This is a genomic window from Bradyrhizobium sp. UNPA324, from assembly GCF_006658635.1.
Classification (GTDB): Bacteria; Pseudomonadota; Alphaproteobacteria; order Rhizobiales; family Xanthobacteraceae; genus Bradyrhizobium; species Bradyrhizobium nanningense.
Genome location: NZ_LFJD01000004.1, coordinates 3,861,412 through 3,875,324, shown reverse-complemented (window position 1 = coordinate 3,875,324; position 13,913 = coordinate 3,861,412). Strand labels below are relative to the sequence as shown.

General features: G+C 64.1%; 14 protein-coding genes. 4 read left to right on the top strand and 10 right to left on the bottom strand.

Annotated features, from left to right (window positions below):
• Positions 1-40: 40 nt before the first annotated feature.
• The 3 genes from UNPA324_RS18775 to UNPA324_RS18765 form a co-directional block, all read right to left on the bottom strand.
• On the bottom strand, positions 41-418 hold the full coding sequence (locus tag UNPA324_RS18775; RefSeq protein ID WP_141935321.1) for a VanZ family protein: 378 nt from the start codon (positions 416-418) through the stop codon (positions 41-43).
• A 77-nt stretch (positions 419-495) separates the two neighbouring features.
• On the bottom strand, positions 496-1,092 hold the full coding sequence (locus UNPA324_RS18770) for a thiamine pyrophosphate-dependent enzyme (RefSeq protein ID WP_164936199.1): 597 nt from the start codon (positions 1,090-1,092) through the stop codon (positions 496-498).
• Positions 1,093-1,100: 8 nt separating this feature from the next.
• The gene (locus tag UNPA324_RS18765; RefSeq protein ID WP_128919019.1) at positions 1,101-1,667 is read right to left on the bottom strand and encodes a thiamine pyrophosphate-binding protein; all 567 of its coding nucleotides are present in this window, start codon (positions 1,665-1,667) and stop codon (positions 1,101-1,103) included.
• A 261-nt stretch (positions 1,668-1,928) separates the two neighbouring features.
• On the opposite strand from UNPA324_RS18765, the gene UNPA324_RS18760 reads away from it, so the two are divergent.
• The gene (locus tag UNPA324_RS18760) at positions 1,929-2,978 is read left to right on the top strand and encodes a hydroxyacid dehydrogenase (RefSeq protein WP_128919020.1); all 1,050 of its coding nucleotides are present in this window, start codon (positions 1,929-1,931) and stop codon (positions 2,976-2,978) included.
• Between the two features lie 116 nt (positions 2,979-3,094).
• Positions 3,095-3,544 carry a flagellar basal body rod protein FlgC gene (locus tag UNPA324_RS18755; protein WP_128919021.1) on the top strand — a complete coding sequence of 150 codons (450 nt, stop codon included), beginning with the start codon at positions 3,095-3,097 and terminating at the stop codon, positions 3,542-3,544.
• A gap of 88 nt (positions 3,545-3,632) precedes the next feature.
• Here the strand turns inward: UNPA324_RS18755 and UNPA324_RS18750 are convergent, their stop codons facing one another.
• The gene (locus tag UNPA324_RS18750; RefSeq protein WP_246667188.1) at positions 3,633-4,373 is read right to left on the bottom strand and encodes an ornithine cyclodeaminase family protein; all 741 of its coding nucleotides are present in this window, start codon (positions 4,371-4,373) and stop codon (positions 3,633-3,635) included.
• 163 nt (positions 4,374-4,536) lie between these two features.
• Between UNPA324_RS18750 and UNPA324_RS18745 the strand changes: the two genes are divergently transcribed.
• Positions 4,537-4,749 (top strand): hypothetical protein, encoded by a 213-nt coding sequence (locus UNPA324_RS18745; protein WP_128919022.1) that lies wholly within the window; start codon positions 4,537-4,539, stop codon positions 4,747-4,749.
• 111 nt (positions 4,750-4,860) lie between these two features.
• Here the strand turns inward: UNPA324_RS18745 and UNPA324_RS18740 are convergent, their stop codons facing one another.
• The 3 genes from UNPA324_RS18740 to UNPA324_RS18730 all read right to left on the bottom strand — a co-directional run bounded on the left by UNPA324_RS18740 (position 4,861) and on the right by UNPA324_RS18730 (position 8,390).
• Complete coding sequence (locus UNPA324_RS18740; RefSeq protein WP_181769440.1) at positions 4,861-5,439, bottom strand: GNAT family N-acetyltransferase; 579 nt, start codon at positions 5,437-5,439, stop codon at positions 4,861-4,863.
• A 6-nt stretch (positions 5,440-5,445) separates the two neighbouring features.
• Entirely contained in the window at positions 5,446-7,803 is a 2,358-nt protein-coding gene (locus tag UNPA324_RS18735; protein ID WP_128919023.1) for an Orn/Lys/Arg family decarboxylase, read from the bottom strand.
• Between the two features lie 107 nt (positions 7,804-7,910).
• Positions 7,911-8,390: an Lrp/AsnC family transcriptional regulator gene (locus UNPA324_RS18730; RefSeq protein WP_164936200.1), complete on the bottom strand. Its 480-nt coding sequence runs from the start codon at positions 8,388-8,390 to the stop codon at positions 7,911-7,913.
• Positions 8,391-8,533: 143 nt separating this feature from the next.
• Between UNPA324_RS18730 and ald the strand changes: the two genes are divergently transcribed.
• Entirely contained in the window at positions 8,534-9,649 is a 1,116-nt protein-coding gene (gene ald / locus UNPA324_RS18725; protein WP_141935319.1) for an alanine dehydrogenase, read from the top strand.
• Positions 9,650-9,796: 147 nt separating this feature from the next.
• Here the strand turns inward: ald and UNPA324_RS18720 are convergent, their stop codons facing one another.
• The 3 genes from UNPA324_RS18720 to UNPA324_RS18710 are packed head-to-tail and all read right to left on the bottom strand — an operon-like array spanning position 9,797 to position 13,835.
• Positions 9,797-11,701 carry a flavin-containing monooxygenase gene (locus UNPA324_RS18720; RefSeq protein WP_141935318.1) on the bottom strand — a complete coding sequence of 635 codons (1,905 nt, stop codon included), beginning with the start codon at positions 11,699-11,701 and terminating at the stop codon, positions 9,797-9,799.
• Positions 11,698-12,345, bottom strand: coding sequence for a TetR/AcrR family transcriptional regulator (locus UNPA324_RS18715; protein WP_128922666.1), 648 nt, complete (start codon positions 12,343-12,345; stop codon positions 11,698-11,700). Before UNPA324_RS18715 ends, UNPA324_RS18720 begins: the two co-directional genes overlap by 4 nt.
• A complete protein-coding gene (locus UNPA324_RS18710; RefSeq protein ID WP_128922689.1) occupies positions 12,342-13,835 on the bottom strand; it encodes an AMP-binding protein in 1,494 nt (497 codons plus the stop codon). Before UNPA324_RS18710 ends, UNPA324_RS18715 begins: the two co-directional genes overlap by 4 nt.
• Between the last annotated feature and the right edge of the window lie 78 nt (positions 13,836-13,913).

Below are 13,913 nucleotides of genomic sequence, written 5' to 3'. Positions count from 1 at the left end.
GGTAATTGTTAAGCGTTGAGAAGAGAGGCCCTGCGGAGCGTCACTCCGCGGGGCTTTCGCTCGTCACGGCAGGGCTTGCGCGAAAGCGCGAGAGCAGCCAATCGGCCGAGGCCGCGAGCGCAAAGCCGATGCAGGCGGTGAGCGCGTCCACCAGAAAATCCTCCAGCCGGGCGTGGCGTCCGGGTGCCCAAAATTGCATCAGCTCAAGCACGCCAATCAGGATCACCGCGGCCGCGGTGCTCAGCAGGCGCCGGCGCGGATAGGCGAGGCCGAAGGCCAGCCCTACCAGGATGAATGCGAGTGCATGTTCGCCGTCCTGGCCGAAGTCGGAATGAGGCCGCAGGCCGGGGGGACCGAGGGTGGCGAAAGTCACGGCGGCCGCGAGCAGCCAGGCAATGGATCGAACCAAAATGGACATCCGGTTCGCTTAGCACAGATTGCCAGCGGGCCGGTACAGCCCCCCTATCAGATCGGCGTGTAGTTAATGACGAAACGTTAAAGTGGCTCGCGCACGCCGAGCCCGTGCATGAAGCGCTCCCGGATCTGCACGGGATCACGCCGTGTAGTGCCGACGCCGGGCTTGTCGTCGATGCGGACGGCGATCAGGTGTGGCTCGGCGGCGGACATCGCCGCTTCGACCAGACGTTCGAAATCCTCCTCGTCCGCAGCCCAGGCGCTGTTGGCAAGGCCGGAGCCGATGGCAATGGCGACGATGTCCGCGACGCTTGCCGCAGGTGTCGGCTGGGCGCCGGTAATCTGGTAGATGCCGTTGTCCATCACGACCATGATGAGGTTCTTCGGCTTCAACGTCGCAATGGTCGAGAGTGCGCCGAGTTGCATCAACAGCGAGCCGTCGCCTTCCAGCGCGAAGACGCGCCGATCCGGCTGCGCCAGCGCCACGCCAAGCGCGATCGGGAAGGCGAGCCCCATGCTGCCCAGCATGTAGAAGTTCTGCGGGCGGTGGCCGGCGGCCCAGAGGTCGAAATTGGTGTTGCCGATGCCGCCGATCACGGCTTCCTCGTGCTTCAGCTTTGCGATCAGGCGCGAGGTCACGTCGAAGCGGTTCATCACCTTGGTGTTGCGCGTGGTCATGGCGGCGCTCACTTGTCGAAAGTCTTGCCGCCGGTGAGCAGCGGGTTGAGAATCAGTGCGACCGGCGCCTGCGTGGTGACGGCCTGCTTGATCGAGCGGTCGGCGATGAATTCGAGCTCGTCGAGCCGGGTGATGGTGTGATGCTCGAGCGCCAGCGAATCCAGCACCGGGCGCATGGTGCGGCAGACCAGCGACTGCCCATAATTGAATTCGCCGAGCGTGCCGCGCTCGGAGACGAACATGATCAGCGGGATCTGGTAAGGCACCGCCAGCGAAGCCAGCACGTTGGCGAGCGTCGCAAAGCCGGAGGTCTGCATCAGCACCGCGCCGCGCCGACCGCCCATCCAGGCGCCAGAAACGATGCCGACCGCCTCCTCCTCGCGAGCGGTGGCGAAGGTGGTGAAGAACGGATCGGCGTGCAGATTCTTGATCAGCGGCGTCAGCACGCGGTCGGGCACGTAGGGGACGAGGCTGATCTCGTTTCGTTTCAGGGTTTGCAGGACGATGCCGTGCCAGCTCCCATCGCTGGACCCCTGTGCCGCCTGGGGCGAAGTCTGCTGTTCCGCAATCGCCATTGCGTTCTCCCTCGCGTCGCGATGCTTTTTGGTCTTTGCCATCGCCGTTGCGTTGGCCGTCGCGGCTATCGGCAGAACTTGACGGAGCGGGCGGGATTGTCAACATGTCCGGGCCGGCACCGTGATCTGCGCCAGACGGCCTGCCGTGGCCGGCACCGCCGTGTCATAAGCGGCGACAACGAGAAAACGGGAGGGAGGCACGGACGGGGGGCGCATCGCGCTGACCTTGCGGCGCCCTTCAAGAGAGCCGGAAGGGTCCTGATGTCCGTCAACAATAAGCGCGTCTTCTACGTCAAATACCTGGCCAATCCGATCTATGTCGACATCCTGAAGGCGCGGCCCGACGTTCGGCTCGATCGCATCGAGAACGAGAGTCCCGAAGATTACTACGCGCCGATTCTGAGCGCGGCGCATGCCTACCAGATCGGCGCGGCCCGCGACGAGCTCGCCCCGCATTTCCATGTCGATGCCGCGTTCCTGAAGCGCACCCCGAACCTGCTGCTTGTCTCCAGCAACGGCGCGGGCTTCGATCCCGTCGACGTTGAAGCCTGCACCGTCGCGGGCGTCCTGGTCGTCAACCAGTCCGGCGGCAATGCCCATTCGGTTGCCGAGCATGCGCTGGCGATGATGCTGACGCTGTCCAAGCGCATCATTCAGTCCGATCGCCGCCTGCGCCGGGAAGCCAACGTCAACCGCAACGAGCTGGTCGGCAACGAGGTCGAGCACAAGACCGTCGGCATCATTGGCCTCGGCAATGTCGGCCGCCGCATCGCCGCGCTGTGCAAGGGCCTGCTTGGCATGAAGGTGCTGGCCTATGATCCGTATCTCAGCGCCGAGGTGATGGCGGAGCGGGGCGGGGAGAAGGTGGAGCTGGATGAGCTGCTGCGGCGCGCCGATTTCGTCTCGATCTCCTGTCCGCTCGACAAGGGCAGCCGCAACATGATCAGCGTACGGGAATTCGCGCTGATGCAGCCGCATGCCTACTTCATCACCACGGCGCGCGGCTTCATCCACGACGAGGATGCGCTGCTCCAGGCCCTGCGCGACAAGCGCATCGCCGGTGCCGGCCTCGACGTCTGGTCCAAGGAGCCCCCGCCGCCGGAGCATCCGCTGCTCCAGTTCGACAACGTGCTGGCAAGCCCCCATACCGCGGGGGTGACCATCGAGGCGCGCCAGAACATGGGCCGGATCGCGGCCGAGCAGGTGCTGGATACGCTCGACGGCAAGCGCCCGCCGCGCATCATCAATCCCGAGGTCTGGCCGGTCTATGCCGAACGTTTCAAGCAGGCGTTCGGCGTGATGCCGGGGTAGGGGCGCGAAGGAGCAGCGCGCTCCGATTCATTGGTTACCATGACGGAAAGGCAAAGCGCCGCATCTTATCGATCGGGTAAGTGAACGCGTATCACTTGTCCTGTAATTGAAAGTCCATGAGCATATTCTCGATTGCGACATCCGGGCTTTCTGCGGCGAGTTTGCGTCTGAACGTTGCCGCGAGCAACATCGCCAACGTTCAAACGACCGGCCCGCTGCCAGCGTCGGGCGGATCGAGCCCGTCGGCCGGCGCTGCCAGTTCGAGCATTGCTCCGACGTTTCCCGCGGCTTACGTGCCATTGCGCGTCGATCAGGTCGATCAATCGAGCGGCTCGACGCCGGGCGGCACGGTCGCGACGGTGTCGACGGTATCGCCGAGCTATACCGCACAATCCGACCCAAGCGCTCCCTTCGCAAACCAGGATGGCCTGGTCGCAGCGCCGAATGTCGATATCGCCGGCGAATTCGTTCAACTGGCGGCCGCAAAGTACAGCTTCATTGCCAATGCAAAGGTCATTCAGGCCTACGCGGAAACGACAGAGTCGCTTCTCGACATCAAGGCGTGACGGCTGACGTCGGTTTTGCCTTCGCCTGCTCCGGGATAGGCCGTCTACCCCAGCTTTGCCCCGAGTTGCTGGAACACGGCCTCGCAAGTCATGAGGTCGAGATGGCCGCCGCCGGCATTCTTGAAGAAGGTGATGTCGGACGGTGAGGCGCGTCCTTGCACACGGCCGCCGGCGAGATCGTAGAGATCGCCGAGCACGTCCGCCTCGACCGCAAATTGCGGCCCTTGATGAGCAGCTGATGCGATCGCGTGCAGGTGGTGATGATGTCAGCCTCGCGCGTCGCGGCGTCGAGATCGGTGGTCGTTTCCGCTTTCACGCCGTCTTCAGCCAACCGCCTGGCAAGGTCGATGGCTCGCTCCGGGCTTCGATTCCAGATCAGGACGCGCTTGAGCGACGGCCTCACCGTCCGGTGCCCCCGGATCAGCCATTCGGACATCTCACCGGCACCGACGCAAAGCAGCGTCTCTGGGTTGGACGGGGCGAGCAATTTCGTGCCGAGTGCGGAATCGGCGGCCGTGCGCCAGTGCGTGATCTCGGTCCCGTCCATCGCGGCCAGCGGTCGTCCGTTGGTGCCGTCGAACAGCACGCACACGGCCTGCACCGCCGGCATCTTGCCGTCCGCCAGATTGGCGGGGAAGCTGGTGAACATCTTGCTCGCCATGTAGCGGCCGGGATCGACGGCGCTGCGGATGACGTATTGCCCTTTCTCGTCGCCGAGGGAGGCGTCCAGCACCTCCATCTTCGGCCGGCGATGCGCCGCTTCCAGGGCCGCAACGAGGATCGGAAACGTCAGAACTGTTGTGACTTCGGTGTCTGAGACAAAGTGCAAGGCAAAATCCTCATGGGCGACCGGCACTTGGCCCTAAACCCGCCCCGCGAGTTCCGCAACGAATCTTGCGCCGGGGCGCGACAAGCCTTGATGCGCGTCAAAATCTCCTTTCCCGGTCCGGCCTAAATGGGACTAGAGTGCCGCGGGGCAGCAGGGAGGTCCCATGTCAACCTATGTCGTCAAGTTCATGAAAAACGTGCTCGGCGAGTACGGCCGACAGAGCGAGATTTGCCAGGGTACGCTGGAAATCGACGCCTCCGACGAGGACGAAGCCAGGGAGCGGGCGAAGGCCAGGTTCTGCAAGGACCAGGCGCTGCACCACTGGTCGCTTCATGCCGACCGCATCCATGTGAAGCCGGCCGACTATCCGTCGTGAGGCCACTTGTTTGAGCATGATCTCCGCGCAAACGCGCTCCGCGTTTGTCGCGAGGGAAAACCGCTACGCATTTTGTTGCGCTAACGCGACCCTTCGGGTCCGGATCATGCTCTATCGGCCCGACGCCGTGACGGGCGGAGGCGCCGTCGTTCCGGCGCCGAGCGAGCGCTGCACCATGACGGTGTCGGACCAGCGGCCGTGGTGATAGGCGACGCCGCAGAGCAGTCCGGCGCGCGCGAAGCCGAACTTCTCGTGCAGCGCCAGCGAGGGCGCGTTGTCGGCATCGATATAGCCGATCATCTGGCGGAAGCCGGCCGCCGCACAAGCATCGATCAATTCCTGCAGCAGCCGCCGCCCGACCCCGCGGCCGAGCTGCTCGTGGTGAACGTAGATCGAATGCTTGGCCGTGTAGCGATAGGCCGGCCGCTTGCGAAACAGCACGGCGTAGGCATAGCCGACCACCTCGCCGCGAAAGGTTGCGACCAGATGCGGCAGGCGGGTCTGCTTCAGGTTCTTGCGCCGGTCGCGCAAATCGTCCGGCTCGGGTGCGCCGGTTCCCTCGACATCGCGCGGCACGCCATTGCGGACGTGATGGCGGTAGATCGCCAACATCGCCTCGACGTCGCTCTCACGTGACGTGCGGACCAGGACCGGCTCGTCGTCCGTGCGCGCAACTGCTGTTTCGTTCATTCGCAACTACTCGGCAACGACGTAAGTGTAGAGCCCGATCCTTCCCTGAGCATCGACCTCCTTGTAGACGCCCTGGATCTCGACGTCGAAACCCGGAAATGTGTTGAAGCAGGTCTCGAACATCTTGAGATAATCCACCATGGGCTTGGCCCGTTCGCTCAACCGCTCGCCGGGCACGATGGTGGCGATGCCGGGCGGATAGACCACGAAGGGCGTGGTGGCGATGCGGCCCGCGATCGCCTCGATCGGCAGATAATCGACATCATTGCGGAACAAGTACCGCGCGGCATCGCGGGGCGACATGGCGATCTCGGGCATATGCTCCGGCATGAACTGCCGCGCCTGGAGCGCGCTGACGTCGGCGGCGCGGAAGAAGCGGTGCATCTCACCGCAGAGGTCGCGTAAGCGGACGCCGGCGTAGCGCGCTTGCCGGCGTTGGTGAAACTCTGGAATGACGTCCGCGAGTAGCGCATTGTCGTCGTGGAGCTTCTTGAAGGCGACGAGGCCGGAGATCAGCGTGCCGGCCTTGCTCGCCTCGACGCCGGGGGTGAGCAGGAAGAGCAGGGAGTTGAGGTCGTTCTTTTCCGGGACGATGCGGTTCTCGCGCAGATATTGCGCGACGATCGGCGCGGGGATGCCGTGCTCGGCATAGGCGCCGGTGGTACGGTCGAAGCCGGGCGTCAGCAGCGTCAGCTTGTTCGGGTCGGTCATGGCAAAGCCCTCGGTGAGGCCGGGGAAGCCATGCCAGGTGCTGTCGGGCGAGAGTTGCCACAGCGCCGGATTGGTGGCGAGCTCGTCGGTGGAGAGGGTCTCCCAGGCGACGTTGTGCACGGCCCCGGGGCGGCTGACGTCGGGAATGGCGACACGGTCGGGAACGAAGGGTTCGAAGAACCAGCGTCGATCGGGGTTCTGCTCCTTCTCTTCGAACTCCCGGCGCATCGCGCGGATCTTCTTGCGCAGCTCGATGCCAAGCCGGATCGTGTCGTCCCACAGCACTTCGCCGGAGCGGCCCTTCATCATCTGCGCGCCGACGTCGAGCGAGGCGAACAGCGGATAGAACGGCGAGGTGGAGGCGTGCTGCATGAAGCTCTCGTTGAAGCGGCGATGCTCGACGCGTCGCTTCTGGCCGCGGATATGGCGGTCCTTGATGTGGATCTGCGAGGCTTGCGAGAAGCTGGCGAGCTGCTTGTGGGTCGACTGCGTCGCAATGATGCCGGGCGCCTCGGGGGGAAGATTGGACAGGCCCATGGCGAAGCGGCCGGTAAAGAGCGGGTGGAACTTCATGAAGCCGGCCCAGGCCTCGTCGAACAGGATATATTCGCAGAGATGGCCGATGCGCTTCAAGATCATCTCGGCGCTGTGGATCGAGCCGTCATAGGTGCATTGCTCGACGACGGCGACGCGGAACGGACGCTCCTTGCGCCAGGCGTCGCGATCCCCAACCAGCGGATGGTTGCGGATCGCCTCGCGCAAGTTTCTTTCGTCGAGCGCGTCCCAGCGCATCGGGCCGATCAGGCCCCAGGCGTTGCGGATGGTCGGGACGTAGACCGGGACGCCGCCGTTGATCATCAGAGCGCCGTGATGGGCGGCCTTGTGGTTGTTGCGATCGAACAGCACGAGATCGCCGTCGGTGACGAGCGCGCCGAGCGCGACCTTGTTCGAGGTGGAGGTGCCGTTGAGCACGAAATACGTCTTTTCCGCGCCGAAGATCTGGGCGGCCTCCTTCTGCGCCTTCAGCGCGGGACCTTCATGGGTGAGGAGATCGCCAAGATCGAGCACGGAATTGTCGAGGTCGTCGCGGAACACGGATTCGCCGAGATGCTCGACGAAGACGCGGCCGACCGGGCTGCGGTTGTAGAACACGCCGCCATTGTGACCCGGGCAGGTCCAGAGCTGGTTGCCTTCCTCGGCGTAGTCGACCAGCGCGCCGAAGAACGGCGTCTTCAATGTTTCGGCATATTGCTTCAGCCGGCTGATCAAATTCTTGGCGATAAAGGGCGGGGTCTCCTCGGACAGGAAGACATAGCCGTCGATGAAGTCGAGCACCTCGACCGGCAGGTCCTCGAAGCGCTTGCGCCGGATCAGCAGGATGATCGGGAAGTCGAGGCCGCGGCGCCGCATCAGATTGATCAGCGCCGAGGTCTTGCCCTCCAGGCCCTTCTTGCCCCAGTCCACCACCATGCAGCCGATCGCGGCATCGGTCTGCACAGCGATCTCGGCGTCTTCCAGCTTGCGGGCCCGGACCACCTCGAAACCGGAGCGCTGGATCTCCTCGATGATCTGGTTGAAACGAATGCCTTCGAGATCGTCGGCGTCGAACACAGGTGCGGCGAACAGGAAGTTGAAGCGCTTGAAATAGTCCATGGTCTGTCCCGAATGTGCAGGAGATACAGCTCTCGGCACATTCGATGACAGTCGGATGACAGCGAAGTCGGTCGATCCTTCCTGCCGTTTGCGGGGGCAGGGAGCCTCTAGCGCTTCGCCTCGCCGAACACCACGGTCGGCACCGCGCGGTTGACGATTTCGCGCAAAGCGAAGCTCGATTGCACGCGCGCGACGCGCGGCAGCCGGGACAGCTCGGTGCGGTGGATACGCTCGAAATCCTGGATGTCCCGGGCCAGCACGATGAGGATGTAGTCGTCGGTGCCCGACATCAGGAAGCAGCGCACGACGGAGGGGCACTTCACCACCTCCGCCTCGAAGGCCTTCAGCGCATCGTCGCTCTGGCTCTCCAGCGCGATGCGAACCAGCACAGTGGTGGTGAGGCCGAACTGGGCGAGGTCGAGCGCGGCCTGGTAGGCCTGGATGTAGCCGTCGTCTTCAAGCGTCTTCTGTCGCCGCGCCAGCGCCGTGCTCGACAGGCCGATCTTGTTGGCGAGCTCGGTATGGCTGGCGCGCGCATTGGTCGTGAGTTCCGCGAGGATGGCGAGGTCTTTCCGATCGAGGGCCAAGGTTTCGTTTCCAGCGTGAAAGGGCACTTCGGCGCCGGAAACCGGCGCGGGTCCATTGAAGCTAGCGGATATTTGCACGAAACCAAACCCGCCCGGTCGCTACGATGAGGAGCGGAATCAATGCGTTGGCGAAGGAGCTCAAGATGCGCGTCGGTGTTCCCAAGGAAATCAAGGTGCAGGAATATCGCGTCGGGCTCACCCCGGGCGCCGTCCGTGAATATGTCGCAGCCGGTCATCAGGTAGAGGTCGAGACCGGCGCCGGCGCCGGCATCGGCGCGTCCGACGAGGTGTATCGGCGGGCAGGGGCCACCATTGCCGGCAGCGCCCGCGACATCTTCGCCAAGTCCGACATGATCGTGAAGGTCAAGGAGCCGCAGAAAAGCGAGTGGGCCCAGCTTCGAGAAAACCAGATTCTATTTACTTATCTTCATCTTGCGCCGGATCCGGAGCAGGCCAAGGGCCTCGTTGCCTCCGGCTGCACCGCGATCGCCTATGAAACTGTCACGGACGCGAACGGTCACCTCCCGCTGCTCGCCCCGATGAGCGAAGTCGCCGGCCGCCTCGCCATCGAGGCCGCCGGCGCCGCGCTCAAGCGCTCGGCCGGCGGCCGCGGCCTGCTGCTGGGCGGCGTGCCCGGCGTGCAGCCGGCGCGCGTCGTCGTGCTCGGCGGCGGCGTGGTTGGAATGCAGGCGGCGCGCATGGCCGCAGGCCTCGGCGCCGAAGTCACCGTGATCGACCGCTCGATTCCGCGCTTGCGCGAATTGGACGATCTCTTTGCCGGACGCGTGCGCACTCGCTTCTCGACCATCGAGTCGGTCGAGGACGAGGTGTTCGCTGCCGACGTGGTGATCGGCGCGGTGCTGGTGCCGGGCGCCAGCGCACCCAAGCTGGTGACGCGCGCGATGCTGAAATCGATGCGGCCCGGTGCCGTGCTGGTCGACGTTGCGATCGACCAGGGCGGCTGCTTCGAGACCTCGCATCCGACCACGCATAGCGATCCGACCTACGAGGTCGACGGCGTCGTGCACTATTGCGTCGCCAACATGCCGGGCGCGGTGCCGGTGACGTCGAGCCAGGCCCTGAACAACGCGACGCTGCCGTTCGGCCTGATGCTGGCGAGCAAGGGCTTTGCCGCGGTGCTGGAGAACCCGCATCTGCGCAACGGGCTGAACGTGCATCGCGGGCGGATCACCAACAAGGCGGTGGCGGAGAGTCTCGGGTTGGAGTTTGCTCCTGTCGGAAGTGGGCTTGCCGCGTAGAGGCCGCAACCTCCGTCATTGCGAGCGTAGCGACGCAATCCAGAATCCCTCCGCGGAAAGACCCTGGATTGCTTCGCTACGCTCGCAATGACGACGTGGGACGAACGCAATTCAAGCGTCGGCCAAGTCAGCGCCGAGAGATTGCTCCTAAGCTTTCGTCAAGCTGTACTGCCGCAGATCCGGATCGTGCGTCATGCGCCAGTAATCGACGAACCGCCACGGCATTGCCGAAAACACGCGGCCGCTCGAATTGCGGTAGTAGGTGCTCATGCCTGGATGGGTCCAGATCATCGCCTCGTGCTCGGCATCGACCTTCCGGACATAATCGTCGAGCACGTCTTGGCGAACGTCGATCGCGGCGACGTCGTGCTCGATCATGCTGGCGAGACAGGCGGCAATGTAGCGGCTCTGACATTCCGACTGGAAGATGACGCTGCCGCCGTGGGCCGGGCCGGAGTTCGGCCCCAGCATGCAGAAGAAGTTCGGGAAACCGGGCACGGTGAGGCCGAGGAAGGCGGTTGGATCGTCGTTGGCCCAGGCCTGCCGCAAATCCTTGCCGCCGCGGCCGCTGATGTTGAGACGCGCCGCCATTTCCGTGACCTTGAAGCCGGTCGCGACCACGATGATGTCGGCGGGGCGCTGCTTGCCGTCCGCGGTGACGATGCCGCTCGCGTTGAAATGATCAATCGCGTCGGTGACGAGCTCGACGTTGTCGCGCCTCAGGGTCTTGAACCAGTTGTTGTCGAGCAGAATGCGCTTGCCGTAGGGTGGATAGGTCGGCACGCATTTTGCGATCAGGTCCGGCCGCCCCTGCAGCTCCGACAAGATGAAGTCCGTCAGCTCCTGGCGGTGCCGGTCGTTGCCCTTGTTGACGGCGCGCTCGGGATGCGGCCAGGCCGGGTCCTTGCGCAGGAAAGGCAATAGGCCGTCGCCATAGCGCCAGAACATGTTGAAGCGGTACCACTGCACGTAGAACGGCAGGTGTGCCAGCAGCCAGCGGGCGCCCTCGCTGATCGGATCGGCATAACCCTTCACCGGCCGCGCCCATTGCGCGCTGCGCTGATAGACCGCGATCGAGGCAACGCGGCCCGCGATCGACGGCACCAGCTGCATCGCGGTCGCACCGGTGCCGATCACCGCGACATGCTTGCCGTCGATGTTGATATCGTCGGACCATAGCGCCGAATGCAGGATCGTTCCCTTGAAGTGCTCCTCGCCCTTGAAGCGGGCACGGGAGGGGTCGTTGAGCTGGCCGATCGCGCTGACCAGCGCGGTGGCTTCAAACGTCTCTTCGCCGTTCTTGGTCTTCAGCGTCGAGATCCAGCGTTTCTTGCCCTCGTCCCAGCGCGACGAAGTCAGCTCGGTGTTGACGCGCAGATGCTTGCGAATGCCGTATTCGTCCGCGACCTTCTGGAGGTAGAAGAGCAACTCCTCGCGCTGGCAGAAATAGCGCGTCCATGCGTTCCCTGAGCCGAACGAATAGGAATAGGAATGGTTCGGCGTATCGACGCCGCAGCCGGGATAGCGGTTGATCCACCAGGTGCCGCCGAGCTCGGCATTCTTCTCGACGATGGTGTAGGGGATGCCGAGATGGCCGAGTGCCACACCGAGCGCAATGGCGCAGACGCCGGCGCCGACAATCAACACATGCTGCTCGGCGAGCTTGTCGTTCGACGGCTGCTTGATCCAGCGCGCCTCCCGTGAGACAAAGCCCATCTCTTCGCGCATCAAGGGCGCGTATTCCGGCGCGACGTTCTCGCCGAGGCAGGCGCGCATCATCCTCAATAGCAGCTCTTCGCCGGGATCGGTGATGACCGGCTTCGGCGTACCATTGGCGAACAGCTTGACCACCGCGGCGCGGATTTCGTCCTGGATCTCCCGGGGCACACCGGCCTCGGGATCCGGGATGAGGCGGATGTCGCGCTTGGGCAAGTACGGCGGCGCGAGCCATTTCTCGTCGCCGGTCATGTGCACCAGCACCATCAGCAGGCAGCGGATGTCGCCTTCGATGGTCGAGGCAAGGTCGAGCCTATGCGGAGATTCGACGTTCATGGCGTGTCCTGGTCTGCCGACGGATTGAAGAGGCCGCGCGTCATCAGCTTGCGATAGGCGGAGATGACATGATCGGGGACGGCGGTGACGACGCCTTGCGAATAGGAATAGCGGCGGCTGAGATAGCCGCGTGCGCCCATCAGCATGTGGACGATCGCTTCGAACTCCTCGTCGCTGTAATCCTCGATCGCGCCCGCAAGACGTGCCCGGCGCAAGATACGGACATAGGCGACCGAGATGTTGTCGAGATGCTTCTGGTAGCCGACGGGAGCGAAGAACTCCGCCTCGTTGAGGATGCGCAGGAATTCCGGGACCTCGCGGATGAAGTCGAAGAAGGCTGAAAAGCGCTCGATCTCCTGCCGCGCCGCATGGGCGGTGCCGGTGCGGGCTCGGATGAACTGAACCATGTCGAGGCCGATCTTCGGCAGCAGCTGGTCGAGCAACTCCTGGCGGTTCTCGAAATGATTGTAGAAGGTGCCTTGCGCCACGCCGGCCTGTTCCGTGATGCGGGCAACGGAGGCTTCGGCATAGCCATGCTTGCCGACGACCTTGGTGGCGGCCTCGAAGATCTTCTGCTTGGTCCAGGCGTTGCGCTCGACGCGGTTGAGTTTTGTGATCTTGGCGGTGGCTGGGCCTTGCGTCATGCCTCGGTCTCCAATTCAGCACGCAGCACGCGCTTGAGGATCTTGCCGCTGGGATTGCGCGGAAGGCCGTCGCGGATCACCAGCTGTCTCGGCACCTTGAAGCCTGCCAGCCGCGCGCGGCAGTGCTCGGTGAGAGCAGGGAGCTCCAGCGTGGCACCTTCCGCCAAAACGACCACGGCGACCGGACACTCGCCCCAGTGCGCATCGCGCAGGCCGATCACTGCGACTTCGCGCACCTCGGGCAATTCATAGATGACGCGCTCGACCTCGGAGGAGGCGATATTCTCTCCGCCGGAGATGATCATGTCCTTCTTGCGGTCGGTCAGGTACAGAAAGCCTTCTTCGTCGAGATAACCGACATCGCCGCTGCAGAACCAGTCGCCGAAGAAGGCGGATGCCGTCTTCTCCGGATCCTTCCAGTAGCCGCGCGTGATCTTGGGACCGCGGAGGCAGATTTCGCCGTTGACGTTGGGCGGAAGCGTCTTGCCGTGCTCGTCGCGGATCTCGATCTCGACATGGGCGATGGCGCGCCCGGTTGAGCCGATCTTCTCGATCTCGCGGCCGGCCTCCATGAAGGTGTCGCCGCCAACGGTTTCGGTGAGGCCGTAGGCGTCGATGTAGCGCGCGTTGCGGAAAAACTCGGAGAAGGCGCGGATCCGCCCTTCCGGCGTCTTCTCGCCGCCGCCGATGGCCCATTTCAGGCTGGAGACGTTATAGCGGTCGCGCGTCGGGCAGGTGAGCATCGCCGTGGTCATCACGGGGGCAAACCAGGCGGCGTTGAGCTTGTCCTCGGCAATGGCGGCAAGCGCCGTCTCAGGCTCGAAATTGCGTTCGATGCGAATGAAGCCGCCATGCCAGAGCACGGCGATGCCGGGTAAATCGAGCGCGCCGACGTGATAGAGCGGGCCGACGACGAGAAGGCGCGTACCGGCACTGAGGCCGAGCGCGATCGTCTGGTCCGCCGACTTCCAGTAGAAATTATCGTAAGAGAGCATCACGCCCTTGGGGCGGTCGGTGGTGCCCGATGTGTACATCAGCCGCATCAGGTCGGATGGCTGGCGAACGTGCATGGCGGCGGGCGGCGCATCGCTCGCCAGATGCGTGACGCTTTGCTGCGCGGCTTCGTCGAGTGCGGTGATCTTCGCGCCTGCTGCGTTGGCGGCGAGTTCTTCATCGACGATCAACAGCCGTGCGCCGGCATTGCCGGCGATGTAGCCGACCTCGTCGCGGGAGAGGCGGAAGTTGATCGGCAGGAAGATCGCGCCGAGATGGCTGGTCGCAAACACCAGCTCCAGGAAGGCCGCGCTGTTCTTCATCAGCACGGCGACGACATCGCCTGCGCCAATGCCCTGTGTCGCCAACCAGCCGGCGGCTTTGCGGACCCGGGCGTCGAAGACTGCATAGGAGATCTCCTCGCCGCGATATTTCAGCGCAGGCCGATCCGGCGTGCGGCGGGCATGAAAGGCGATGAAGCTCGACAGGTTGATCATTGCGCTTGTTTTGAGCCGGTTGGCGGCCTCATTCTCTCCCTTGATGAATTCTGACTCGTAATTCATCTTTGGCTTGAC

Bases quoted from the DNA above. Each gene is read 5' to 3' on its own strand.
- UNPA324_RS18775 (WP_141935321.1), bottom strand. From the start codon at position 418: ATGTCCATTTTGGTTCGATCCATTGCCTGGCTGCTCGCGGCCGCCGTG.
- UNPA324_RS18770 (WP_164936199.1), bottom strand. From the start codon at position 1,092: ATGACCACGCGCAACACCAAGGTGATGAACCGCTTCGACGTGACCTCG.
- UNPA324_RS18765 (WP_128919019.1), bottom strand. From the start codon at position 1,667: ATGGCGATTGCGGAACAGCAGACTTCGCCCCAGGCGGCACAGGGGTCC.
- UNPA324_RS18760 (WP_128919020.1), top strand. From the start codon at position 1,929: ATGTCCGTCAACAATAAGCGCGTCTTCTACGTCAAATACCTGGCCAAT.
- UNPA324_RS18755 (WP_128919021.1), top strand. From the start codon at position 3,095: ATGAGCATATTCTCGATTGCGACATCCGGGCTTTCTGCGGCGAGTTTG.
- UNPA324_RS18745 (WP_128919022.1), top strand. From the start codon at position 4,537: ATGTCAACCTATGTCGTCAAGTTCATGAAAAACGTGCTCGGCGAGTAC.
- UNPA324_RS18740 (WP_181769440.1), bottom strand. From the start codon at position 5,439: ATGAACGAAACAGCAGTTGCGCGCACGGACGACGAGCCGGTCCTGGTC.
- UNPA324_RS18735 (WP_128919023.1), bottom strand. From the start codon at position 7,803: ATGGACTATTTCAAGCGCTTCAACTTCCTGTTCGCCGCACCTGTGTTC.
- ald (WP_141935319.1), top strand. From the start codon at position 8,534: ATGCGCGTCGGTGTTCCCAAGGAAATCAAGGTGCAGGAATATCGCGTC.
- UNPA324_RS18720 (WP_141935318.1), bottom strand. From the start codon at position 11,701: ATGAACGTCGAATCTCCGCATAGGCTCGACCTTGCCTCGACCATCGAA.
- UNPA324_RS18715 (WP_128922666.1), bottom strand. From the start codon at position 12,345: ATGACGCAAGGCCCAGCCACCGCCAAGATCACAAAACTCAACCGCGTC.
- UNPA324_RS18710 (WP_128922689.1), bottom strand. From the start codon at position 13,835: ATGATCAACCTGTCGAGCTTCATCGCCTTTCATGCCCGCCGCACGCCG.